This window comes from Leucobacter luti (genome assembly GCF_050310065.1).
Lineage (GTDB): Bacteria > Actinomycetota > Actinomycetes > Actinomycetales > Microbacteriaceae > Leucobacter > Leucobacter luti_B.
In genome coordinates this window covers 580442-599060 of sequence record NZ_CP190007.1, presented here as the reverse complement: position 1 = coordinate 599060, position 18619 = coordinate 580442, and the positions used below count along the sequence as shown (strand labels likewise).

General features: G+C 70.6%; 17 protein-coding genes. 4 read left to right on the top strand and 13 right to left on the bottom strand.

Annotated elements, in window-relative coordinates; genetic code table 11:
- Positions 1–205 precede the first annotated feature (205 nt).
- Both ACOPJ3_RS02725 and ACOPJ3_RS02720 read right to left on the bottom strand, forming a co-directional pair.
- On the bottom strand, positions 206–1588 hold the full coding sequence (locus tag ACOPJ3_RS02725; RefSeq protein WP_427870299.1) for a TRAP transporter large permease subunit: 1383 nt from the start codon (positions 1586–1588) through the stop codon (positions 206–208).
- Positions 1589–1668: 80 nt separating this feature from the next.
- On the bottom strand, positions 1669–3327 hold the full coding sequence (locus ACOPJ3_RS02720) for an amidohydrolase (protein WP_427870298.1): 1659 nt from the start codon (positions 3325–3327) through the stop codon (positions 1669–1671).
- Between the two features lie 134 nt (positions 3328–3461).
- Between ACOPJ3_RS02720 and ACOPJ3_RS02715 the strand changes: the two genes are divergently transcribed.
- The 3 genes from ACOPJ3_RS02715 to ACOPJ3_RS02705 all read left to right on the top strand — a co-directional run bounded on the left by ACOPJ3_RS02715 (position 3462) and on the right by ACOPJ3_RS02705 (position 5769).
- Entirely contained in the window at positions 3462–4169 is a 708-nt protein-coding gene (locus tag ACOPJ3_RS02715; protein WP_427870297.1) for a TetR/AcrR family transcriptional regulator, read from the top strand.
- On the top strand, positions 4169–5089 hold the full coding sequence (locus ACOPJ3_RS02710; protein WP_427870296.1) for an AEC family transporter: 921 nt from the start codon (positions 4169–4171) through the stop codon (positions 5087–5089). Before ACOPJ3_RS02715 ends, ACOPJ3_RS02710 begins: the two co-directional genes overlap by 1 nt.
- Positions 5090–5193: 104 nt before the next feature.
- Complete coding sequence (locus ACOPJ3_RS02705) at positions 5194–5769, top strand: nitroreductase family protein (protein WP_427870295.1); 576 nt, start codon at positions 5194–5196, stop codon at positions 5767–5769.
- 232 nt (positions 5770–6001) lie between these two features.
- Here the strand turns inward: ACOPJ3_RS02705 and ACOPJ3_RS02700 are convergent, their stop codons facing one another.
- The 11 genes from ACOPJ3_RS02700 to ACOPJ3_RS02650 all read right to left on the bottom strand — a co-directional run bounded on the left by ACOPJ3_RS02700 (position 6002) and on the right by ACOPJ3_RS02650 (position 17633).
- Positions 6002–6436, bottom strand: a complete 435-nt coding sequence (locus ACOPJ3_RS02700; RefSeq protein ID WP_427870294.1) for a hypothetical protein — start codon at positions 6434–6436, stop codon at positions 6002–6004.
- 4 nt (positions 6437–6440) lie between these two features.
- Positions 6441–7235, bottom strand: a complete 795-nt coding sequence (locus ACOPJ3_RS02695; RefSeq protein WP_427870293.1) for a uroporphyrinogen-III synthase — start codon at positions 7233–7235, stop codon at positions 6441–6443.
- Between the two features lie 186 nt (positions 7236–7421).
- Positions 7422–7682 (bottom strand): DUF3618 domain-containing protein, encoded by a 261-nt coding sequence (locus ACOPJ3_RS02690; protein ID WP_427870292.1) that lies wholly within the window; start codon positions 7680–7682, stop codon positions 7422–7424.
- Positions 7679–8137: a phage holin family protein gene (locus ACOPJ3_RS02685; protein WP_427870291.1), complete on the bottom strand. Its 459-nt coding sequence runs from the start codon at positions 8135–8137 to the stop codon at positions 7679–7681. Before ACOPJ3_RS02685 ends, ACOPJ3_RS02690 begins: the two co-directional genes overlap by 4 nt.
- Entirely contained in the window at positions 8134–8520 is a 387-nt protein-coding gene (locus ACOPJ3_RS02680; RefSeq protein ID WP_427870290.1) for a YtxH domain-containing protein, read from the bottom strand. The genes ACOPJ3_RS02685 and ACOPJ3_RS02680 overlap by 4 nt, the downstream gene beginning before the upstream one ends.
- Before the next feature lie 109 nt (positions 8521–8629).
- Entirely contained in the window at positions 8630–9979 is a 1350-nt protein-coding gene (locus ACOPJ3_RS02675; protein ID WP_427870289.1) for a hypothetical protein, read from the bottom strand.
- Positions 9972–11120, bottom strand: coding sequence for a CPBP family intramembrane glutamic endopeptidase (locus ACOPJ3_RS02670; RefSeq protein WP_427870288.1), 1149 nt, complete (start codon positions 11118–11120; stop codon positions 9972–9974). The genes ACOPJ3_RS02675 and ACOPJ3_RS02670 overlap by 8 nt, the downstream gene beginning before the upstream one ends.
- Positions 11121–11314: 194 nt before the next feature.
- A complete protein-coding gene (locus ACOPJ3_RS02665) occupies positions 11315–12700 on the bottom strand; it encodes a glycine--tRNA ligase (RefSeq protein ID WP_427870287.1) in 1386 nt (461 codons plus the stop codon).
- A gap of 74 nt (positions 12701–12774) precedes the next feature.
- The gene (locus ACOPJ3_RS02660) at positions 12775–13335 is read right to left on the bottom strand and encodes a pyridoxine/pyridoxamine 5'-phosphate oxidase (RefSeq protein ID WP_427870286.1); all 561 of its coding nucleotides are present in this window, start codon (positions 13333–13335) and stop codon (positions 12775–12777) included.
- Positions 13332–14273, bottom strand: a complete 942-nt coding sequence (locus ACOPJ3_RS02655) for a 2-hydroxyacid dehydrogenase (protein WP_427870285.1) — start codon at positions 14271–14273, stop codon at positions 13332–13334. The genes ACOPJ3_RS02660 and ACOPJ3_RS02655 overlap by 4 nt, the downstream gene beginning before the upstream one ends.
- Positions 14274–14996: 723 nt before the next feature.
- Positions 14997–17633, bottom strand: a complete 2637-nt coding sequence (locus ACOPJ3_RS02650) for a DUF7507 domain-containing protein (RefSeq protein WP_427870284.1) — start codon at positions 17631–17633, stop codon at positions 14997–14999.
- Positions 17634–17897: 264 nt separating this feature from the next.
- On the opposite strand from ACOPJ3_RS02650, the gene ACOPJ3_RS02645 reads away from it, so the two are divergent.
- Positions 17898–18560 carry a dihydrofolate reductase family protein gene (locus tag ACOPJ3_RS02645; RefSeq protein WP_427870283.1) on the top strand — a complete coding sequence of 221 codons (663 nt, stop codon included), beginning with the start codon at positions 17898–17900 and terminating at the stop codon, positions 18558–18560.
- Positions 18561–18619 lie beyond the last annotated feature (59 nt).

Sequence of the window (18619 nt, the reverse complement as noted above, 5' to 3'; positions counted from 1 at the left end):
GGATCCGCCCCGCGAACCGGCGCTCGCTCCGAAAACTGCGCTCCCTCGCAAGCTTTCGCCTCAAACAAGCGGAACGAGCGCAGATCCCGGAGCGAGCGCAGCCCGCACCCCACTGTGTTAGCGATTTCGGGGCTTCGCGGCCCGCTAAAGCCCCGAAATCGCTAACAACAGCAGCACAGCAGCAGCAGCAGCGGCAGTACCCCGCCTACGCCCCGACCAGGGCGTAGCCCGCGATGACGTAGGCGATGAGGGTGAGCACGCCAGCGGTCGCCGCGTAGGGCAGGATCGACAGCATGAGGTTCAGCGGCTTCACGCCGACCGACTTCGAGGCGAGGATGATGCCGTCGCCGTAGAGGCAGGTGGTCGAGCCGAGGGCGGCGCCCGAGAACACGGCCGTGCCGGCGAGCACGGGGTCGACGCCCACGGCGATCGCGAGCGGCAGCACGACGGGCGTGATGACGGCGGCGAGATCCCAGAACGCGCCCGTCGCGTACGCGTACACGCCGCACACGAGGAACACGATCGCGGGCAGCAGCGCCCCGTGCATCACGGGCTCGGTCGCGCCGATGACCCAGTCGGCGAGCTGCAGGTCCATGTTGATCTGCTGCACCATGAACGCGAGCGCGAAGAGCACCATGACGTAGCCCATGCTCATGATGCCCTCGAAGGCGCTCTCGAACACGGCCTTGATCGTCATGCGGCGCTGCGCGACGTAGAGGATGATCGCGACGACGACGGCCGCGGCCGCGCCCTTCACGATGTCGACCTCGGTGAGGATCGTGACGACCACGAGGGTCACGATCGGGATCAGGAAGTTGAAGGGCAGCGGGCGCTTGCTCGCCTCGACGTCGTCGGCGAGCTCGAAGGCGCGCTCCTCCTCGGTGAGGCCGGCGGGGAGCGGATCGCCCGTGCGGTCGGCGCGGAGCTGCTCCTTGCGGAGCGGGCCGACGAGGGGCAGCACGCCGAGGGCGAGGAGCAGGCCGATCGCGAGCGCGAACCAGCCGAAGAACACGAAGGGCAGGCCCTGGATGTAGGCGCCGAAGCCCGAGCCGTTCACGGTGACGCCGTCCTGCTCGAGGAGCGCGGCGAAGAACACGGCCCAGGTCGAGAACGGGATGATCACGGCGATGGGCGCCGAGGTGAGCTTCACGATCGCGCCGACCATGGTGCGCGGCACGTTGTAGCGATCCGTGACGCGCTTCATCGAGGTGCCGACGGTCAGCGCGTTCAGGTAGTCGTCGATGAACAGGGCGACCGTGAGGAGCCAGGTCAGGAGCAGGGACTTGCGCCGCGAGTTCACGAAGCGCTCGGTCCAGCGCGCGAAGTCGTTCACGGCGCCGGACGCGTTGAAGTACGCGATCAGGATCCCGAACAGCACGACGACGAGGATGAGCCAGTGCACGGTCTCGTTCGTCATGGAGGCGCCGAAGAGCTCGACGAGCTTGTCGAAGAACCCCCAGCCGCCAAGCAGGATCGCGCCGACGACCGTGCCCGAGAGGAGGCCGAGCAGGGCGCGCTTCGTGAGCACGGAGACGAGGAGGACGGTGAGCACTGGCAGGAGCGCGAGCGCGGTGTTCTGAACTTCCATGGGATCGGGTCCTTCGGGCTTCGGGCATCGCTGCCGCGGGAGAGGGAAAGAGGGGGAAAGCCGGTCGCCGGCCCGCCCGGCTAGGCCGAGTGGTCCTCGCGCTCGCCGTCGACGTACGTCGCGTGCACCGGGAGTTTGGCGAGGTCGTCGCCGTTCACGCGGAGCGGATCCTCGGACCACAGTGCGAGGTCGGCGATCGCGCCCGGGCGGATCACGCCCAGGTCGTCGTCGCCCTGCGCGAGGGCGGCGCCCCGCGTGTAGCCGTGCAGGGCCTCCGCGTTCGTGAGCCGCTCGTGGGGCTCGTACACGAAGCCGTCGGCGTCGCCCGGCTGGCGGCGGAGCACCGCCCAGGCGAGGCCCACGCGCGCGTCGACCTCGGCGACCGGCCAGTCGGAGCCGAGCGCGAGGCCGGCGCCGGCGCGCAGCACGGAGCCGGCGTTCCAGGCGCGCGCGGCGCGCTCGGGGCCGAGGCGGCGCGACCACTCGTCGCTGCCGTCGGCGATCCGCCACTGCATGTGGGGCATCTGCATCGAGGCGAAGATGCCGGTCTCGGCGAGGCGGGCGACGTCGCGCGGGTCGAGGGTCTCGAGGTGCTCGATGCGGTGGGCGACGCGGCCGGCGGGTCCGGATCCGGAGGCCCGGGATCCGGTCGTCTCGTACGCCGTGATGGTCTCGCCGACGGCGCGGTCGCCGATCGCGTGCGTCGCGATCTGGAAGCCGGCGTCCGAGAACTCGCGCACGGCCTCGGCGAAGCGGGCCTGGTCCTCCCAGAAGCCCGCGAGGCCCTCGCCCTCGGCGTCGGGCTCGTAGAGCCAGCCGGCGCCCGTCTCGATCACGCCGTCGGCGTAGAGCTTGATGATCCCGCCCCGCCAGCGCGCGCCCGCGCGGTCGCGCTGGGCGCGGATCGCGGCGCGCTGCTCGAGCGAGTAGGTGGGGCGCACGTCCATCGCGCTCGCGATGCGCACGGGGAGTCCGGATCCGGATCCCGCGAGGGCCTCGAGCAGGTCGAGGGTTTCGGCGTTGCCGTCCATGATCGTGCCGCCCGTGAGGCCCGAGGTGCGCATGCCGGCGAAGGTCGCGCGGGCCTGCTCGAGGTACTCCTCGCGGCTCGGCTGCGGGGCGACCGCGGTGATGGGCTGGTAGGAGCTCTCCTCGCGCAGCTCGCCCGTGGGGCGGCCGTCCGCGTCGACGACGATCTCGGAGCTGTCGCCGAAGACGCGGGCGCCCATGATGCCGCCGAGGCGGAGGGCCTCGCTGCTTGCGAGCGCCGTGTGGAAGTCGAAGAAGAAGAGGATCGCGGGGAGCCCGGCGAGGGTGTCCTCGATGAGCTCGGAGGTGAGGGGCAGCCCCTCGAAGACGGCGTAGTCGAGGTTCCAGCCGCGCACCCAGCCGGGGGTCGCGCCCTCGCCCGCGCGGACGCGCGCCGCCTCGGCGCGTAGCACATCGGCGAGCTCGCGGCGGTCGGTGATCCCGCCGAGGTCGATGCCCTGGCAGAGCTCGACGCCCTGGATCGGGTGGAGGTGGGCGTCGATGAGGCCGGGCGTGACGGCGCGGCCGCGGGCGTCGTCGATGCGGGTGGTGGATCCGGCGAAGGCCTCGCGCACCTCGTCCGGCGCGCCGAGCGCGATGATCCGGCCGCCCGCGATCGCGATCGAGCGGGGCGACGCGTCGGCGTCCCCCGGGACGAGCGAGCGCACGAGTGCGCCCTCGATGATCACATCGGCAATCGACTTCGACATGGCCGCTCCTCGGTTCCTCGGGGCCGGATAATGGGTATCGTGGCTCGCACGGACCCCGCGGCGTCGTGACGAACAGGGGCTAATTTACGCGCATTCAATAAATGTCGCAATGCGGCGGCACGAAAGGCAGGGCAATGGTCGAGAGCGGCGCGCGAGCGCGATCTGCCGGACGACCCAAAGAGGCGATCCTGTCGCACGACCGGATCCTCGACGAGGCCTTCGCGCTCTCCGACGAGAAGGGCGCCGACTTCACGCTCGCCGCGCTCGCCAGGCGGCTCGGCGTGCGCCCCTCGGCCCTGCACCACTACTTCCAGGGGCGCGACGCACTCATCGCCGGGATGCGCGGCAAGCTCACGCTGCGGGTCGGCGACCACGGCTTCGACTCCCGCCCCTGGCACGAGGCGATCGTGCCGTGGGCGCGCGCCTACCGCGACACGCTCGGCGCGCACCCCGCGCTCATCGCGGCCCTCGCGACGCTGCCCGTCGCTGGCGAGCCCGAATCGATCGCCGACTACGAGCGGATCGCCGCCGCGTTCCACCGCGACGGCTACCCCGAGCACCGGATCGTGCCGGCGATCATCGCGCTCGAGTCGTTCGTCGTGGGATCCTCGCTCGACGCGCTCGCGCCCGAGGACAATCTGCGGCCGCACGAGGGCGGGGCAGGATCCGGCGCGGGATCCAGCGCCGGATCCGGATCCGGATCCGCGCCCGCGCTCGCTCGCGCCGAGCGCGCGGCCCGCGCGAGCGCGCACGACGCGGGCGTCGACGCCGCGACCGCAACCTTCGAGTTCGGGCTCGCCGCCCTCGTCGCCGGCCTGCGCGCCGCGGGCGAACCCCGCTGATGCTCGGGGTCCTGCAGGGTTTCGCCCTGATCCTCGGCATCATCGCCGCCGGCTACCTCGCGGCGCGCGCCGGCATCGTCGTGGGCGACCAGCGACGCGTCCTCAACAACGTCGCGTTCTACGTCGCGACCCCGGCGCTGCTCTTCACCGTGCTGAAGGACAGCGACCCCGCCGTCGTGCTCTCCCCCGTGATCCTGGTCACGAGCATGTCCGCGCTCATCGTGGCCGGCGCCTTCATCCTCGCCTCGCGGCTCTGGTTCAAGCGCGACCTCGCGACCACGACTCTCGGCGCGACCTGCTCCGGCTACGTCAACTCGAACAACCTCGGGCTGCCCGTCGCGATCTACATCCTCGGCGACGCCGCCTACGTCGCCCCGCTGCTCCTCGTGCAGCTCGTCATCTTCACCCCGATCGTGCTCGCGATCCTCGAGTCGACCAGGGGAAACCAGCGCGGCGCGATCGTCGCGCTCGGGCGCGCGGCAACGAACCCCGTGATCCTCGCCTCGCTCGGCGGCTTCCTGTGCGCGCTGTTCGGGATCCGGATCCCGGAGTTCGTGATGCAGCCGATCGACATGCTCGGCGCCGCGGCGATCCCGATGGTGCTCATGAGCTTCGGGATGTCGCTGCGCGGGCAGCGGGCGCTCGAGCCGGGCACGGGGCGTGCGGCCGTGTTCGCGGCGACGGGCCTCAAGGTGCTCGGGATGCCGCTCGTCGCGTGGGCGCTCGCGACGGCGTTCGGCATGGCGGCGCACGAGGTGTTCGTCGCGACCACGATCGCGGCGCTCCCCACGGCCCAGAACGTCTACAACTACGCGGCGACGTATCGGCGGGCGGAGACGACCGTGCGCGACACGGTGTTCCTCACGACATTCGCGTCGCTGCCGGTGATCGCGGCCATCGCCTGGTTGCTCGGCGGGTAGGGATCCGGATCCCCCGCCCGGGAATACCGGGTGGGCGACGGGCGTTGCATCCGCGGGACGAACACCCGCCCATAGCACCACCAGAACTCGAGGAGCCCTCAGCAGTGAGCCCGCGTACCGCGCAGACCAGCGCCCCCGTCATCGACACCATCGCCGAGCGTTGGAGCCCCCGCTCCTTCGACGCGGATCACACGCTCCCCGAGGGCGCGCTCCGCGGCATCTTCGAGGCGGCGCGCTGGGCGCCGAGCGCCTCGAACACGCAGCCCTGGCGCTTCATCGTGACCCGCCGCGGCAGCGAGAGCTTCGCGCGCGTGGCCGAGACGCTCATGGGCTTCAACCAGCAGTGGGCCGTGAACGCCGCGGCGCTCATCGTGAACGTCGCGAACACGGTCGACGCCGAGGGCAAGCCGCTGCCGTGGGCCGAGTACGACCTCGGCCAGGCCGTCTCGCACCTGAGCGTGCAGGCGACGGCCGAGGGCTTCCACGTGCACCAGATGGGCGGCTTCGATCGCGCGGCCGTGGCCGCGGCGTTCGGGCTCGCCGAGACGCAGACCCCCGTGTCGATCACGGCGCTCGGCCGCCTCGGCTCCGCCGACCAGCTCCCCGACGTGCTGCGCGAGCGCGAGCTCGCCCCGCGCACGCGCGTCGACCTCGACGACCTCATCCTCGTCAACGACTGATCCCGGCCCTGCCGGCGGTCCGGGCGGTTGTTAGCGATTTCGGTTCGTAAGCGGCGCTATACGAACCGAAATCGCTAACAACCGCCGACCGCGGGTGCGGTCGTTCCGGGATCTGCGCTCGTTCCTACGAATTGGGGGCGGATCGTGCGAGGGAGCGCAGAATGCGGAGCGAGCGCCACGCGCGGGCGCGGCAGTGCCCGCGGGCGCCAGCAGCGGAGCGAGCGCCGCGCGCTCAGGAGGCCGGCGCGATCCCCGCGTCGGGGTCGGCGAGCGTGTCGCCGTCGAGGCGGAGCGCCGTGATGAGCTCGCCCGCGTGGATCGTCGACACGATCACGCGCGCGAACGGGTCGAACTCGCCGACCCAGCCGCGATCCTCCGCGGCACCCTCGGGCACGTCGAGGTCGATCACGACGGCCCGGCGCCCGCTCCGCGCGAGCACGAAGTCGCGCCCAGACAGGCTGCGCCAGGTGCCCGCGGCGAGCCGCCCCGGAACGTAGGTGCCGGGCGAGCGCACGCCCCGGATCCAGACCCACGGGTCGTCCGTCACAATCGCCGAGACGATCGCCGAGCGATCGAGCACGACGTCCCTGCGCCGCAGGGAGGCGACCCGCTCGGAGGCGGTCAGCCGGATGATGACCCGGTCCTTGTGCACCTCGACTCTGGCCACGGCGCTAGTCCAGCATGTCGCTCTGGTCGATGACCGACTCGACGGTGTCGATGACGGCGCGCTTCATGATGTAGTCCGGGTGGCTCGGATCCGACGCGTCGGCCGGCAGCCCGAGCGCCGCCGCGGCCTCGAGCGTGTTGACGCCGACGCACGCGACGATCGTGTCGGCCGGCAGCTCGGGGAACTGCTCGGCGACCTGCTCCGCGATCTTCGCGGAGGCGACGAGCAGCACGTTGATCCGGCCTGAGGCGATGTCCTCGGCGATGTGCACCGACGCAGGCACGCCGACGGTGCGGAAGGCGAGCACCTGCGTCACGTCGTGTCCGCGGCTGATCAGCCCCTGGGTCAGCACCGGGATCGCGACGTCTGAGCGGAGCGTCAGCACCTTCAGCACCTCGCCCGTGTCGATCTCGTCCCACTCCTCGAGGAGTGTGTGTGTGCTGTTCTCCTCACCCTCGGGCGTGCGCGTGATCGGGTAGCCCGCATCGCGGAACGCGACCTCGGTCGCCTCGCCGACGAGCGCGACCTTCGTGTCGGGCGGGATCACCGCGTTGTGGTGCTTCAGCACGTCGGCGACGGTCGAGCTGGTCGCCGTCATCCAGTCAAATTCGCCCGCCTCGAGCCGCCGCAGCGCCTCGACGAGCTTCTCTTCCTCGCTCGTGTGCGCGAAGTCGACGAGGGGAGAGATGACCGTGTGCGCGCCCTGCTCCCGCAGGGCTTTTGCCACCAGGTCGCCCCAGGTGCCCCCGCGCGGGATGAGCACCCGAAGCCCGCTGAGCGGTTTCGCCTCAACCGACATAGACCCCACTCACTCGACTGATCGGCTCGGCCATCCGACGGTAGCCCGCTCCCGCGTTGCGCACCGCCGCATCACCGAATTCAATGTCCCTATTCTCGCCCTGACACCGCGCGGAAGCAAAACGAGCGCTTCCCAGCCCCAAAACGCAACGGAAACGTGATGTCATCTGGGCGGGTTATGCGGATCTTAGGTGAAGCGCTTGGTGACCGCCGAGGCAATCCCCCAGACAACGAGCCCGGTGGCCACCGCGGCGCCCGCGACACCAGCGGCGAAACCCAGCGGGTTCCGGCGCTTCTCTGCCACGATTCGCAGCTTCGCCTCGTCGAGGGCGTCGTCGATGCGCTTGGCGTAGTTCAGCCGATCCTTCAGCTGCGAGAGCGTGTCGTAGAGCTCAGCGCGCGCGATCGTGGCGCTCGCCACCCCCCGCTCCTTCTCTTCCGAGGTCATCGCCAGTTCCCTTCTTCGCCGACGCGCGGCATCTGGTGCGGCCGCGGCGCGTGCGCGTCAGCGTTCACCCGGACCTCGCTGATCGCCGAGATGTCTCCGCCGACCCGCTCGAGCGTCTCCTCCGGCACCGGGTTGCCCCGCTTGATGAGCGCGATACCGGCCAGGATCGCGGCCGCTGCGAGCAGCAGGAGCCCCGCCGCGACGACGAGGGCCGCGAGCCACCAAGGCCACACGAGGGCGAGCGCGGCGATCGCCGCGATCACGAGCGCCTCGAGCATGAAGAAGAGGAAGAAGAGCGCGATCACGATCGCGCCGGCGCCGATGCCGGCCTTCTTCGCCTTCGAGACGACCTCGCGCTTCGCGTTCTCGTACTCGACCTTCGCGAGCGAGACGATCTGCTGCGGCAGCCGCGTGAGCAGCTCAAAGGTCCCCGCCTGGTCCTTCCGGCGGCTCATTCCGTGCCGCCGGTGTTCTCGGCGGGGCCGTCCTTCGCGCCAGATCCCGACTTAGCGCCGGATCCCGCTACGGCGGCGGATCCGGACGCGCCGCGCGCCGCACCCTCGGCCGCCTCGGAGCGCGCCCCCGCGGGCTTCGCCGTCGAGTCGTGCTGCACGAGTGCGGCAAACGCGCTCTTGCCCGCGCGCACGACGGAGTCCTTCAGTTCGTCGACGCGGCTCTGCGCGACACCCTTCACTGCTCCGACGCCGCGCTGAACGGGCTCGGTATTCCACAGCTGCTCGGCTCCGCGCTTAATCTGTTCGTAGCGCTCGCGTCCCGCCCGAGTACCGAGTACGTAGCCGACCGCCGCACCGAGAACGAATGCGATCTTGCCCTTCATGCTTTCCTCCAGCCGATGGCATTTCTTGGTCTTCGGTCCACCCTACTCCGGGATCAGGGGCGTTCGCATTCCCTCGCAGCCATATACCCAGTTCGGAGCGGGTTCGAAGTTACTCTGTGATCCCTGTGAGGCGGCGTCGCAGGGTGACGGCGGCCTCTCGCGCGTCTGCGATCGCGTCGGCGACGTCTCCGCCGTGGAGCTCCGGCCCGACGGGGAGCGCATCCTCGTGCGCCGCGCGCCAGACGGCGAGCCTCGACTCCTCGGCGTCGCGCGAGGCGATCTTGCCGTACGGCGCGGTGCCGCGCACGATCGCAATGTCGCCCGAGTGCGCCGCGTCGGCCTCGGCCCCCGCGGTCGTCACGGCCGTGAGCCCGTACTCGAGGATCTGCGCCTCGGAGAGCGCGGCCTCCTGCTCGACGGCCATCGCTGGCCCTCTCACGATCCCGCGCCAGCCCTCTGCGCCCCGCTCGAGCCGCACCGACCAGATTCCGGTCCCTGGCAGCTCGATCGACTCGACGGCTGGCCCAGCCTCGTGGCCCGCGGGGAGCCCCGGATCGGCGATCGGGATCCGGATCTCCACGCGGCGGGCCGCTGGCGCGAGCCGCGCCAGCTCCTCGGCCATACCCGTGAGATCGACCGTGTCGGGCCCGTAGCCCACGACCGCGGCGGCGGCCTCCGACTCGGCGCCGTCCGAGGTGACGACGAGCCAGCCCTCGTCGGCGCGGCGGAGCTCGGTCACGGTCTCGTCGACGAACTCGGCGCCGTAGAGCTCGAGCCGCCTGCGCAGCGCCGCGCGCAGACCGGCCCAGCCGCCCTTCGGCGCGATCAGGGTTTCGCGTGCAACGCCGCGCTCGGAATAGTTGAGCACCGCGCCCGAGAGCGAGCCGGCGGTCGTGAGGTCCTCGTTGAGCCCTGGAGCGGCGATCGCGACGTCGACGTCGTCGGCGCCCACGCCGAAGCGCTCCCGCACGAGGGGCTCGACCAGACGCTCGAGCGCCGACTTGCCGAGCCGCGAGCGCACGAGCTCGCCGAGCGCGTGCGTCTTGCCGATCGTGAGCACCGGCTTCACCCGGTCGAGATAGGCGCGCATTGCGGGGCCGGTGCCCATGAGCGCGAGCGACTCCGCGGCGAGCGGCACCGCGGGGATCCCGAGCACCGAGGGCTCGGGCTGCGGCGCCCACGCGCCGTTCGAGGCCCGGAGCAGCACGGCCGGGTTCGGAGTCGCCACCGGGGCCGCCTCGTCGTCGGCCTGGCCTCCCGGCTGCAGCGGTGCGGACGCGTGCTCGAGCAGCGCGCGCAGCGCACCATCGGGATCCGGCACCCCCTCCGGTGCCAGAGCGGCCCAGGCGCGATCGGTCGCCGGCCCCTCGGCGACGCGCACGCTCAGGCCGACCTCGGCGAGCTCGAGCGCCGCCGCGAGCTCCGCGAGTCCGCCCCCGATGATCCAGACTTCAGCCACGCTGATCCCCCTCCGTCTCCTGTGCCACCTGAACCGCGGGCGCAAGCTGCGGCTCCTGCACCGACACGACCGTGCGCCCGCGCGCGAGCTTCGAGTCTGCCGGCACGACCAGGAGGTCGATCCGTTCACGCCCGTGGCCGCCCCTGCGCCAGATCTTGAGCGAGAGCCACGCGAACAGCGCGAGGCCGGCAATCTCCCCGACGAGCGTGCCCGCGCCGCCAGCGCTCTCGGTCTGCGCGGTCTCGCCGCTCACCCCGGAGGCCATGACCCCAAACGCGAACAGGTTGTTGATCACGTGAATCGCGATCGCGGCCTCGAGTCCGCCCGTGCGCCAGGTCAGCCAGGCGGCCACGAGCCCCATGAGTCCGACCGCGAGGAGCCCCCACACATCGTAGATGTGCCCGAACGCGAACGCGACCGACGGGATCAGGATCGCGAACCACGGGCTCCTGAGCCAGCTGCCGAGCACCTGCATGAAGAGGCCGCGGAACACGACCTCCTCCGCCGTCGCCTGGATCGGCACGAGGATCAGGATGAAGAGACCGGAGATGAGCGCGGCGTTGACATCGAAGTCGGCGGTCTCGTTCGCGGCGGTTCCTCCGGCTCCAGCCGGGTTGAGGAGCATCTCGAAGCCGATGCCGACCGCGTTCATGACGATCACGGAGAGCACGGCCGCAGCGAGCGTGCGCCAGAGGATGCCCCAGCGGATCCGTCCCGCCACCGACCAGATCCGGCCGACCGGCCGCATGCCGAGGGTGAGCATCGCGAGGAGCACCGCGGGCAGCATCATGATGATCGAGAGCATCGCGAACACGATCGAGATCGGGCGCTGCGTGTCGAGGATCTCGGTCTCGCCGGCGAGCAGCTCGGTCGCGAACTGCGGGTCGAACGCGAGCATGATCGGGCTCATGATGAGGCCGATCGCGAAGCTCAGCGTGAAGAAGTAGGCCGTCGCGAGGAGGAGGAGGACGAGCGGCTTCCACCAGCTCGGCTTCGCGATCCCGCGCAGGAGCCGGTGGTAGGCGAGCGGCTCGGTCTCAACCGTGACGAGCGGCTGCGGCGGCTTCACCCAGCCCCACTCGGCCGGCGCCGCCTGCTGCGTCTCGGGCCTCGGGTCCACGGGGTGCTGCTGCTCGTTCACCCCTCTATCCTTGCCTATCTCGCCGAGCGTGCCCCGAAAATGCTGATGACGGGCGACCGCTCAGAGCACGACACCCCTCCGCGCCACTCGGTCGAGGGCGGGAGGGGTGTCGATGCGCGGGATCCCGATCCGGCGCGGGATCCCGATCCGGCGCGGGATCCCGATCCGGCGCGGGATCCCGATCCGGATCCGGATCAGGCGCCGCGCAGGCGCTCCGCGAGGAAGGCGTGCAGCTCTGCACGCGGCACGCGCACCTGCTGCATCGTGTCGCGCTCGCGCACGGTCACGGCGTCGTCCTCGAGCGAGTCGAAGTCGACCGTGACGCAGAACGGGGTGCCGATCTCGTCCTGGCGGCGGTAGCGGCGGCCGATCGCGCCCGAATCGTCGAAGTCGACGTTCCAGTCCTCGCGGAGATCCTGAGCAATCTCGCGGGCGAGGGGCGACAGCGCCTCGTTGCGGCTGAGCGGGAGCACCGCGGTCTTCACGGGCGCGAGGCGCGGGTCGAGCGCGAGCAGCGTGCGGGTGTCGGTGCCGCCCTTCGCGTTCGGCACCTCCTCCTCGCGGTACGCGTCGACGAGGAACGCCATGAGCGAGCGGGTGAGGCCAGCCGCGGGCTCGATGACGTAGGGCACCCAGCGCTCGTTCTTCGTCTGGTCGAAGTAGCTGAGATCCTTGCCCGAGTGCTCCGAGTGGGTCGAGAGGTCGAAGTTCGTGCGGTTCGCGATGCCCTCGAGCTCGCCCCACTCGCCGCCCGTGAAGCCGAAGCGGTACTCGATGTCGGCCGTGCGCTTCGAGTAGTGCGACAGCTTCTCCTGCGGGTGCTCGAAGAAGCGGAGGTTCTCGGGATCGATGCCGAGGCCGACGTACCACGCCATGCGCTCGTTCATCCAGTACTCCTGCCACTCCTCGTCCGTGCCGGGCTCGACGAAGAATTCCATCTCCATCTGCTCGAACTCGCGGGTGCGGAAGATGAAGTTTCCCGGCGTGATCTCGTTGCGGAAGCTCTTGCCGATCTGGCCGATCCCGAACGGGGGCTTCATGCGCGCCGACTGGAGCACGTTCGCGAAGTTCACGAAAATGCCCTGCGCCGTCTCGGGGCGGAGGTAGTGCATGCCGGCCTCGTCGTCGACGGGGCCGAGGAAGGTCTTGAGCAGGCCGGAGAAGGCGCGGGGCTCGGTCCACTCGCCGCGGGTCCCGCAGTTCGTGCAGACGATCTCGGCGAGACCGCCCTCGGGGGCGCGGCCCTTCTTCTCCTCGAACTCCTCGATGAGGTGGTCCTCGCGGTAGCGCTTGTGGCACTGGAGGCACTCCACGAGCGGGTCGCTGAAGACCTCGACGTGGCCGGAGGCCTCCCAGACCTGCTTCGGGAGGATCACGCTCGAGTCGATCCCCACGACGTCGTCGCGCTTCTGCACCATGGACTTCCACCACTGGCGCTTGATGTTCTCCTTCAGCGCGGTGCCGAGGGGGCCGTAGTCCCATGCGGAGCGGGATCCGCCGTAGATCTCACCCGCCTGGAACACGAAGCCGCGGTGGCGGGCGAGGGCGATGACCTTATCAAGGCGGGACTGTGCAGCCATTTTGCTATTCACTCCAAGGGGCAAGCGGGGATCTTGGCAGCGCACGGCGCTGGGCTCGTGCGCAATGTCCCAGTCTACCCGGCGGGCGTCTGAACCGGTCCGTGCGACCAGGCGGTCCCGTCGTGGAGGTACTCGATGCGGGTGTGTTGGCGGTCCTCGCGCGCCTGCATGAACTCGAACTCGACGGGGCGGAGCGCGTAGCGCTGCCAGTCGGGGTTCGGCGCGCCCGTGTAGCTCGGGCGGGCCTCCCAGTCGCGCTGCGAGGCCTCCTCACTGAGCGGGACCACGACGCCGGAGATCCGGACCTGCCTGCCGGACTCCCGCCAGAAGAAGACCATCGACGCCCGCGAGTTGTTCGCGAGCTCGGCGCCCTTCTTCGAGGTGCGGTGGGTGGAGAAGTGGTAGCCGTCCTCGTCGATGTCCTTGACGATGAGGGTGCGGCCGATCGGCATGCCGTCCTCGCGCACGGTCACGAAATCCATCGCGTGCGGCTGGCGGGCGCCGCTCGCGATCGCGGCGTCGAGCCACTCGGCGAACAGCCGGTTGGGATCCTCCGGAAGCCCCGCAGCCTCGAGCACGGGAAGCTCGGCGGGGAACGCCGGGAGCGCGCGCAGGCGCGCCTCGAGCTGCGTCATTCTGTCCACTCTCCAATCACGAGATTCTCGGGGCTCTCACCCCTCTTGAGGTGTTCGATCTGGCGCCGGATCAGGGCCGACATGCGCGGGAGCATCGCGCTCGAGTCGCCGCCGACGTGGGGCGAGATGAGCGTGTTCGGCGTCTCCCACAGGGGGTGATCCTGAGGCAGCGGCTCGGGATCCGTGACGTCGAGCGCCGCGCGGATCCGGCCCGTCTGCAGCTCGGCGACGAGCGCGTCGGTGTCGACCACGGGCCCGCGCGCGACGTTCACGAGGAGCGCGCCGTCCGGCATCGCACGCAGCTCCTCCGCCCCGATCAGCCCACGCGTCTCGGGAGTGAGCGGCACCGCGAGGATCACGATCTCGGCCTCGGCGAGCGCCTCCGTGAGGCGGTCGAAGCCGAGCACCTCGACCTCCTCCCCCGCGAGGTTGCGCTCGGTGCGCGCCGTGCGCGCGAGCCGCGTGATGTGCGTCTCGAAGCCCGCGAGCCGCGCCTCGGTCGCCTGGGACACCCCGCCGTAGCCGACGAGGAGCACCCGCCGGTCGGCGAGGCTCGGGAGGCTCGGGGCCTCCCAGCGGTGCTCGAGGCCGTCGCGCACGAAGTCGGGGATGCCGCGCTGCGCCGCGAGGGTGAGCGCGAGGGCGAGCTCCGCGGTGGACGCCTCGTGCACGGTCGCCGCGTTCGCGAGGGGCACGCCCTCCGGCAGGTGCCGCTCGACGCCGTTGTAGCCGATCGACTGCCACTGCACGAGCCGGACGCCGACGCCGCTCAGGCTCGCGAGCTGGCGGTTGCCGCCCCAGTAGGGCGGCACGACGATGTCGAAGCGCTCGCGCGGGGCGGGAGTGTCGAGCTCCCACTCGACGAACTCGACGCCGTCGATATCGCCGAGCGCTTCGCGCAGACCTTCACGGGGCAGGGAGACGACGAGGTCACTCATGGGTTCGAGTCTAGCGCCGGGGGTTTTGCGGCGCCTGGTGGAGCGTTTCGTCCCGAAACGTATCGACGCCACGCTCCGATCCCCCCACCGAAAGCATGGCGCCGCGGCCCCGAAGGGCCGGATATCAACCCTATCAGGCATTTCATCCAACACTTGACCCGGTCCAAGATCCGGGCGCGCCGCGCCCGCGGCGCCCCGGGCTTGCCCGGGCCCTTGAGTTGACCCAAAGTGAGCCCTAGCCGTGGTTAAGCGCCACTTTGGGTCAACTCAGGCCCGCGGTGCAGCGGCCGCGCCGCCAGGCGGCCCTGGATCCGGATCCGAGCGCGTAGCGCAAGGAGCTCGCCACCCGCCCCCATCTCCCCCACCAAACAGTTGACCCAAAGTGAGCCTTAACCGCGGTTAAGCGCCACTTTGGGTCAACTCAAGCCCACGGCGGGCCGGATCCGGATCCCAGCCCGCAAACAGTTGACCCAAAGTGCGCCAAAACTACGATTAGGCGCCACTTTGGGTCAACTCAAGCGCGCCGGCGGGCTACGGACCCCCGCAGCGCAACGTCCGCGCCGCCAGGCGGCCCCGGATCCGGATCCGAGCGCGTAGCGCAAGGAGCTCGCCACCCGCCCCCATCTCCCCCACCAAACAGTTGACCCAAAGTGAGCCCTAATCGCGATTAGGCGTCACTTTGGGTCAACTCAAGCCCGCGGTAGGCCCGCGGCGGGCCCGCCGCTACGCGGCGCGGCCGCGGATCCGTGCGCGGAGCGCGAGGAGCGCTCCGCCGGCGAGGAGCAGCCCCGCTCCGCCGAGGAGCGGCAGGAGCGGCGAGCCCTGGCCCGTGTTCGACAGGTTCGGGTTCTCCGGCGGGTTCGAGCCGCCGCCGCCATCACCGCCGCCGTCACCGCCGCCGCCACCGTCGCCACCGTCGTCGCCGACCCCAACCCCGTACCAGTCGGCGGAGCCGGTCACCTCGCTGCCGAGCGCGGTCACCGTCCCGGTCGCGGTTGCGGCGTTGTGGTACTCGCCCTCGGGCACGACTCCCTTCGCCGTGAACGTCACGGACGCGCCGGGCGCGAGCGTGCCCGCGAAGTCCGCGGGATCCGTCGCCGTAGTCACGGCTCCGAGTACCGAGTCGCTGAGCGCGAGCCCCGCGACATCGGTGTTGCCCGTGTTGGTCACCCGGTAGGAGAAGGTCACCTCGGCGCCAGCGTCGACGCGGATCGCGTCGTCCTTCGAAGCAGCGGCCTTGCCGTCGCCCGTCTTCTCGACCTCGAGCCCGGTGGTCACGCCGAAGCCGTACCAGGCGTCGGTCGCGGTCAGCTCGGCGTCGCCGTCGCGCGCAGTCGCCGTGGCGGTGTTGGTGTAGTCACCCGCGGAGACGGGGCCGGTCACGGTGAAGATGACCTGCTCCTGCGGGTCGAGCGAGCCGTCGAAGTCGTCCGGCGCGGCGACGGCGCCGAGCACCGAGTCCTCGAGCGCGACACCGTCGACCGGCACGTTGCCCGCGTTGGTCACGGTGTACTCGAACGTCACGTCCGCGCCGGCGGCGACCGAGACGGCCTCGCCCGCCGAGGCGGTGTGCACGCCGTTGCCCGTCTTCGCGACCGAGATCCCCGCGACGCGGTCCTCGGTGCGCCAGGTGATGTGCGCCGGATCGCCGGATCCCGCCTCGTTGTAGGGCGTGATCTGGGCCTCATACTCGGTGCCCGGGGTCAGCCCGGCGATGTCGGCGGTCGTCGCGGTGGAGGTCGCGGCTCCGCCCGGGTGAGCCACCGTGGTCCAGTCCGCGTCGCCGACCTTCCGGTACTGCACGACGTAGTCGAGGAGATCCGGCTGCTGGTAGCCGACGGCCGACTCGCCCCAGGTGAGGGTCGCGCTCGTGAGCGCGGGATCCGCCGCGGCAGTGTCCGCGATGGAGCTCGGGGTCTTGCCCCAGATCTGCACGATCGCGCGGGTCGTGCTCTCGGTGGTGCGATCCTGCGTGGTGGCGTACAGGAGGCCGCGGTCGTCCACCGCGAGCCCGCGCACGTAGTTCATGGCCGAGTCCTGCTGCCGGGAGGGGCTGTTGAGCGAGACCGGCGCATCGAGCACGGAGCCGGTCGCAAGGTCCAGCGCGCCGATTTTCTTTCCTGCGACCCCGTTCAGCGAGTAGTACAGGGAGCCGCTCTCCGGATCCGCCTCGAGGGCGAACACGGTTTGCCCGGTGAAGAAGGGCCGATTGAAGATGTTGAGGAGCTGGTTCTCCGGGAACTGCACGGCGCCGGCGTTGCCGAAGCTCGTGTCGAGCGTCCACTTCCACCCCTGCGGGTTCCACCGCTCATTCGTGGCGCCTCCCGACTGGGTCAGGATGTACTTCTTGATCGAGGCGGGCTTCGTGTGCTGCGCCGTCGAGCCGCTCTGGAAGTGCACCTTGTAGTCCGGCTGGTAGTAGGCTCCGGCGTCGCCGACGTAGACGACGGTCTGGCCGCCCTGGTCCATGACGCTGAGCCCGTAGGTCTCCCCGATCAGGTCGGGTTTGCCGTACTCGCGGGGCACATCGACGAGGCGGGTCGCCCACTTCACGCGATCGGCCTGGTTCGCTCCGTCCTGATCAAAGTAGACGCCGACCGAGCTGAGGAAGGACCCGCTCGCCGACTGCACGCTTACGCCGAAGTTCGTGCCGACGTAGACGTTGCCCGCGGCGTCGGTGTCGGTCGACACGGCGCCGGGAAGGTCGCCCGGCAGCTGCGCATAGTTCTGCCCCCACATGGCGATCGGTTCGCCGAGGTCGCCGCTTGCGTACTGGCGCATCTGCAGCGACGTCTTGGGATCCCCCGCCGCCTCGAACGACGACGTGTAGATGGACTGATCCGGAGCGAACGCGACGCCGCGCGGCCCGCGTGGGAGCGCCGTGTGATAGATGTCGATCGCACGCGGATCAACAATGTCCGCGGGATCGTCGGTGTCGCTCTTTGTGGTGCGGATGTCGTATTGCCCGGCCCCGAGGTAGTCCCCGTGTCCGGCGGCGCCGGGATCCGCTGTCTTCATGAACGTGTGCACCGAGTGGCCGTACGCCTTGTTGCCGCTCTCCCAGCTGGCAAGCCCGGAGTCGGTGACCGCGATCTCGTCGCCCTGGACGTCGATGCCATACGGCAGGAAGAAGGTTCCCGTCGTCGAGGGCGGTTCTGCGACGCGCTGGCCGAGACCGAACACACCATACTTGCCGAACTGGCCGACGTACCCCCACTTGCCCGAGCCGACGGAGCGGCCCTTTGCCGCCCCAACGTCGGCCGGAACGGCCTGTGCGGCCGCGGGTAGCGCGACGATTGTGCCGAGCCCGAGCGCGGCGACGCCGAGCGTCGCCAGGGCACCCAAAAACGTGCGTTTCACATTGTCCTCCTGGAAAATTGCAGGCTGCATGGCGACTACGTCATGCAGCCGGCTCCGGGAAGCCAGCGCACAAAAAAGTCCCCCCCGATCAGCGACTTTATCCAAGAGTGGCCCCTGGTCAAACTCTTTTGCGACTTTTCCTGCATGGTGAATTTCTTTTCAGACAGCTGTGCAAGAAACCCGGGGATTCCCAAGCTCCGCCCCAGGGGTTACAGTGCTCCCATCGGCCACCCGACCGCAGGCCGGAAACCAGAGGGGGCCGCCATGTCGCTCGTCCGGGTACACAACTTCTCGATCTCGCTCGACGGCTTCGGGGTCGGCGAGGGGCAGCGCCTCGACCAGCCGTTCGGGCACGCGGGCACGCGCCTCCTCGAGTGGGCGATCCCGACCCGCACCTTCGCGCGCATGGGCCAGCACGGCGAGGCCGCCGGCGCCGACGGCACGACCGGCGTCGACGAGGCCTTCGCGAGCCAGTGGGCGGCGGGGATCGGCGCCGAGATCATGGGGCGCAACAAGTTCGAACCGCTCGCGGGGCTTCCAGACGGCGAGGAGTGGCGCGGCTGGTGGGGCGAGGATCCGCCGTTCCACACGCCGGTCGTCGTCCTCACGCACGAGCCGCGGCCGCCGCTTGAGATGGCGGGCGGCACGACCTTCTACTTCCTCGACGCGACCCCGGCGGAGGCCCTCGCACGGGCCCGCGAGCTCGCCGGAGGCGGCGACATCCGCATCGGCGGCGGCACGTCGACCGTGCGCGAGTTCCTCGCCGCCGACCTCATCGACGAGATGCACATCGCGGTCGTGCCGATCCTGCTCGGCCGCGGCGAGCGACTGTGGGACGGTCTCGAGGGCCTCGAGACGCGGTTCCGGATCGAGACCGTCGCCTCGCCGAGCGGGGTCGTGCACCTCACGTTTGCGCGCCGACGCTGAGGCCTGATCCCGCCCCGCGTGGAAAGGGCCCTGCGGACTGCCCCCGCCCGGAGCCCGCA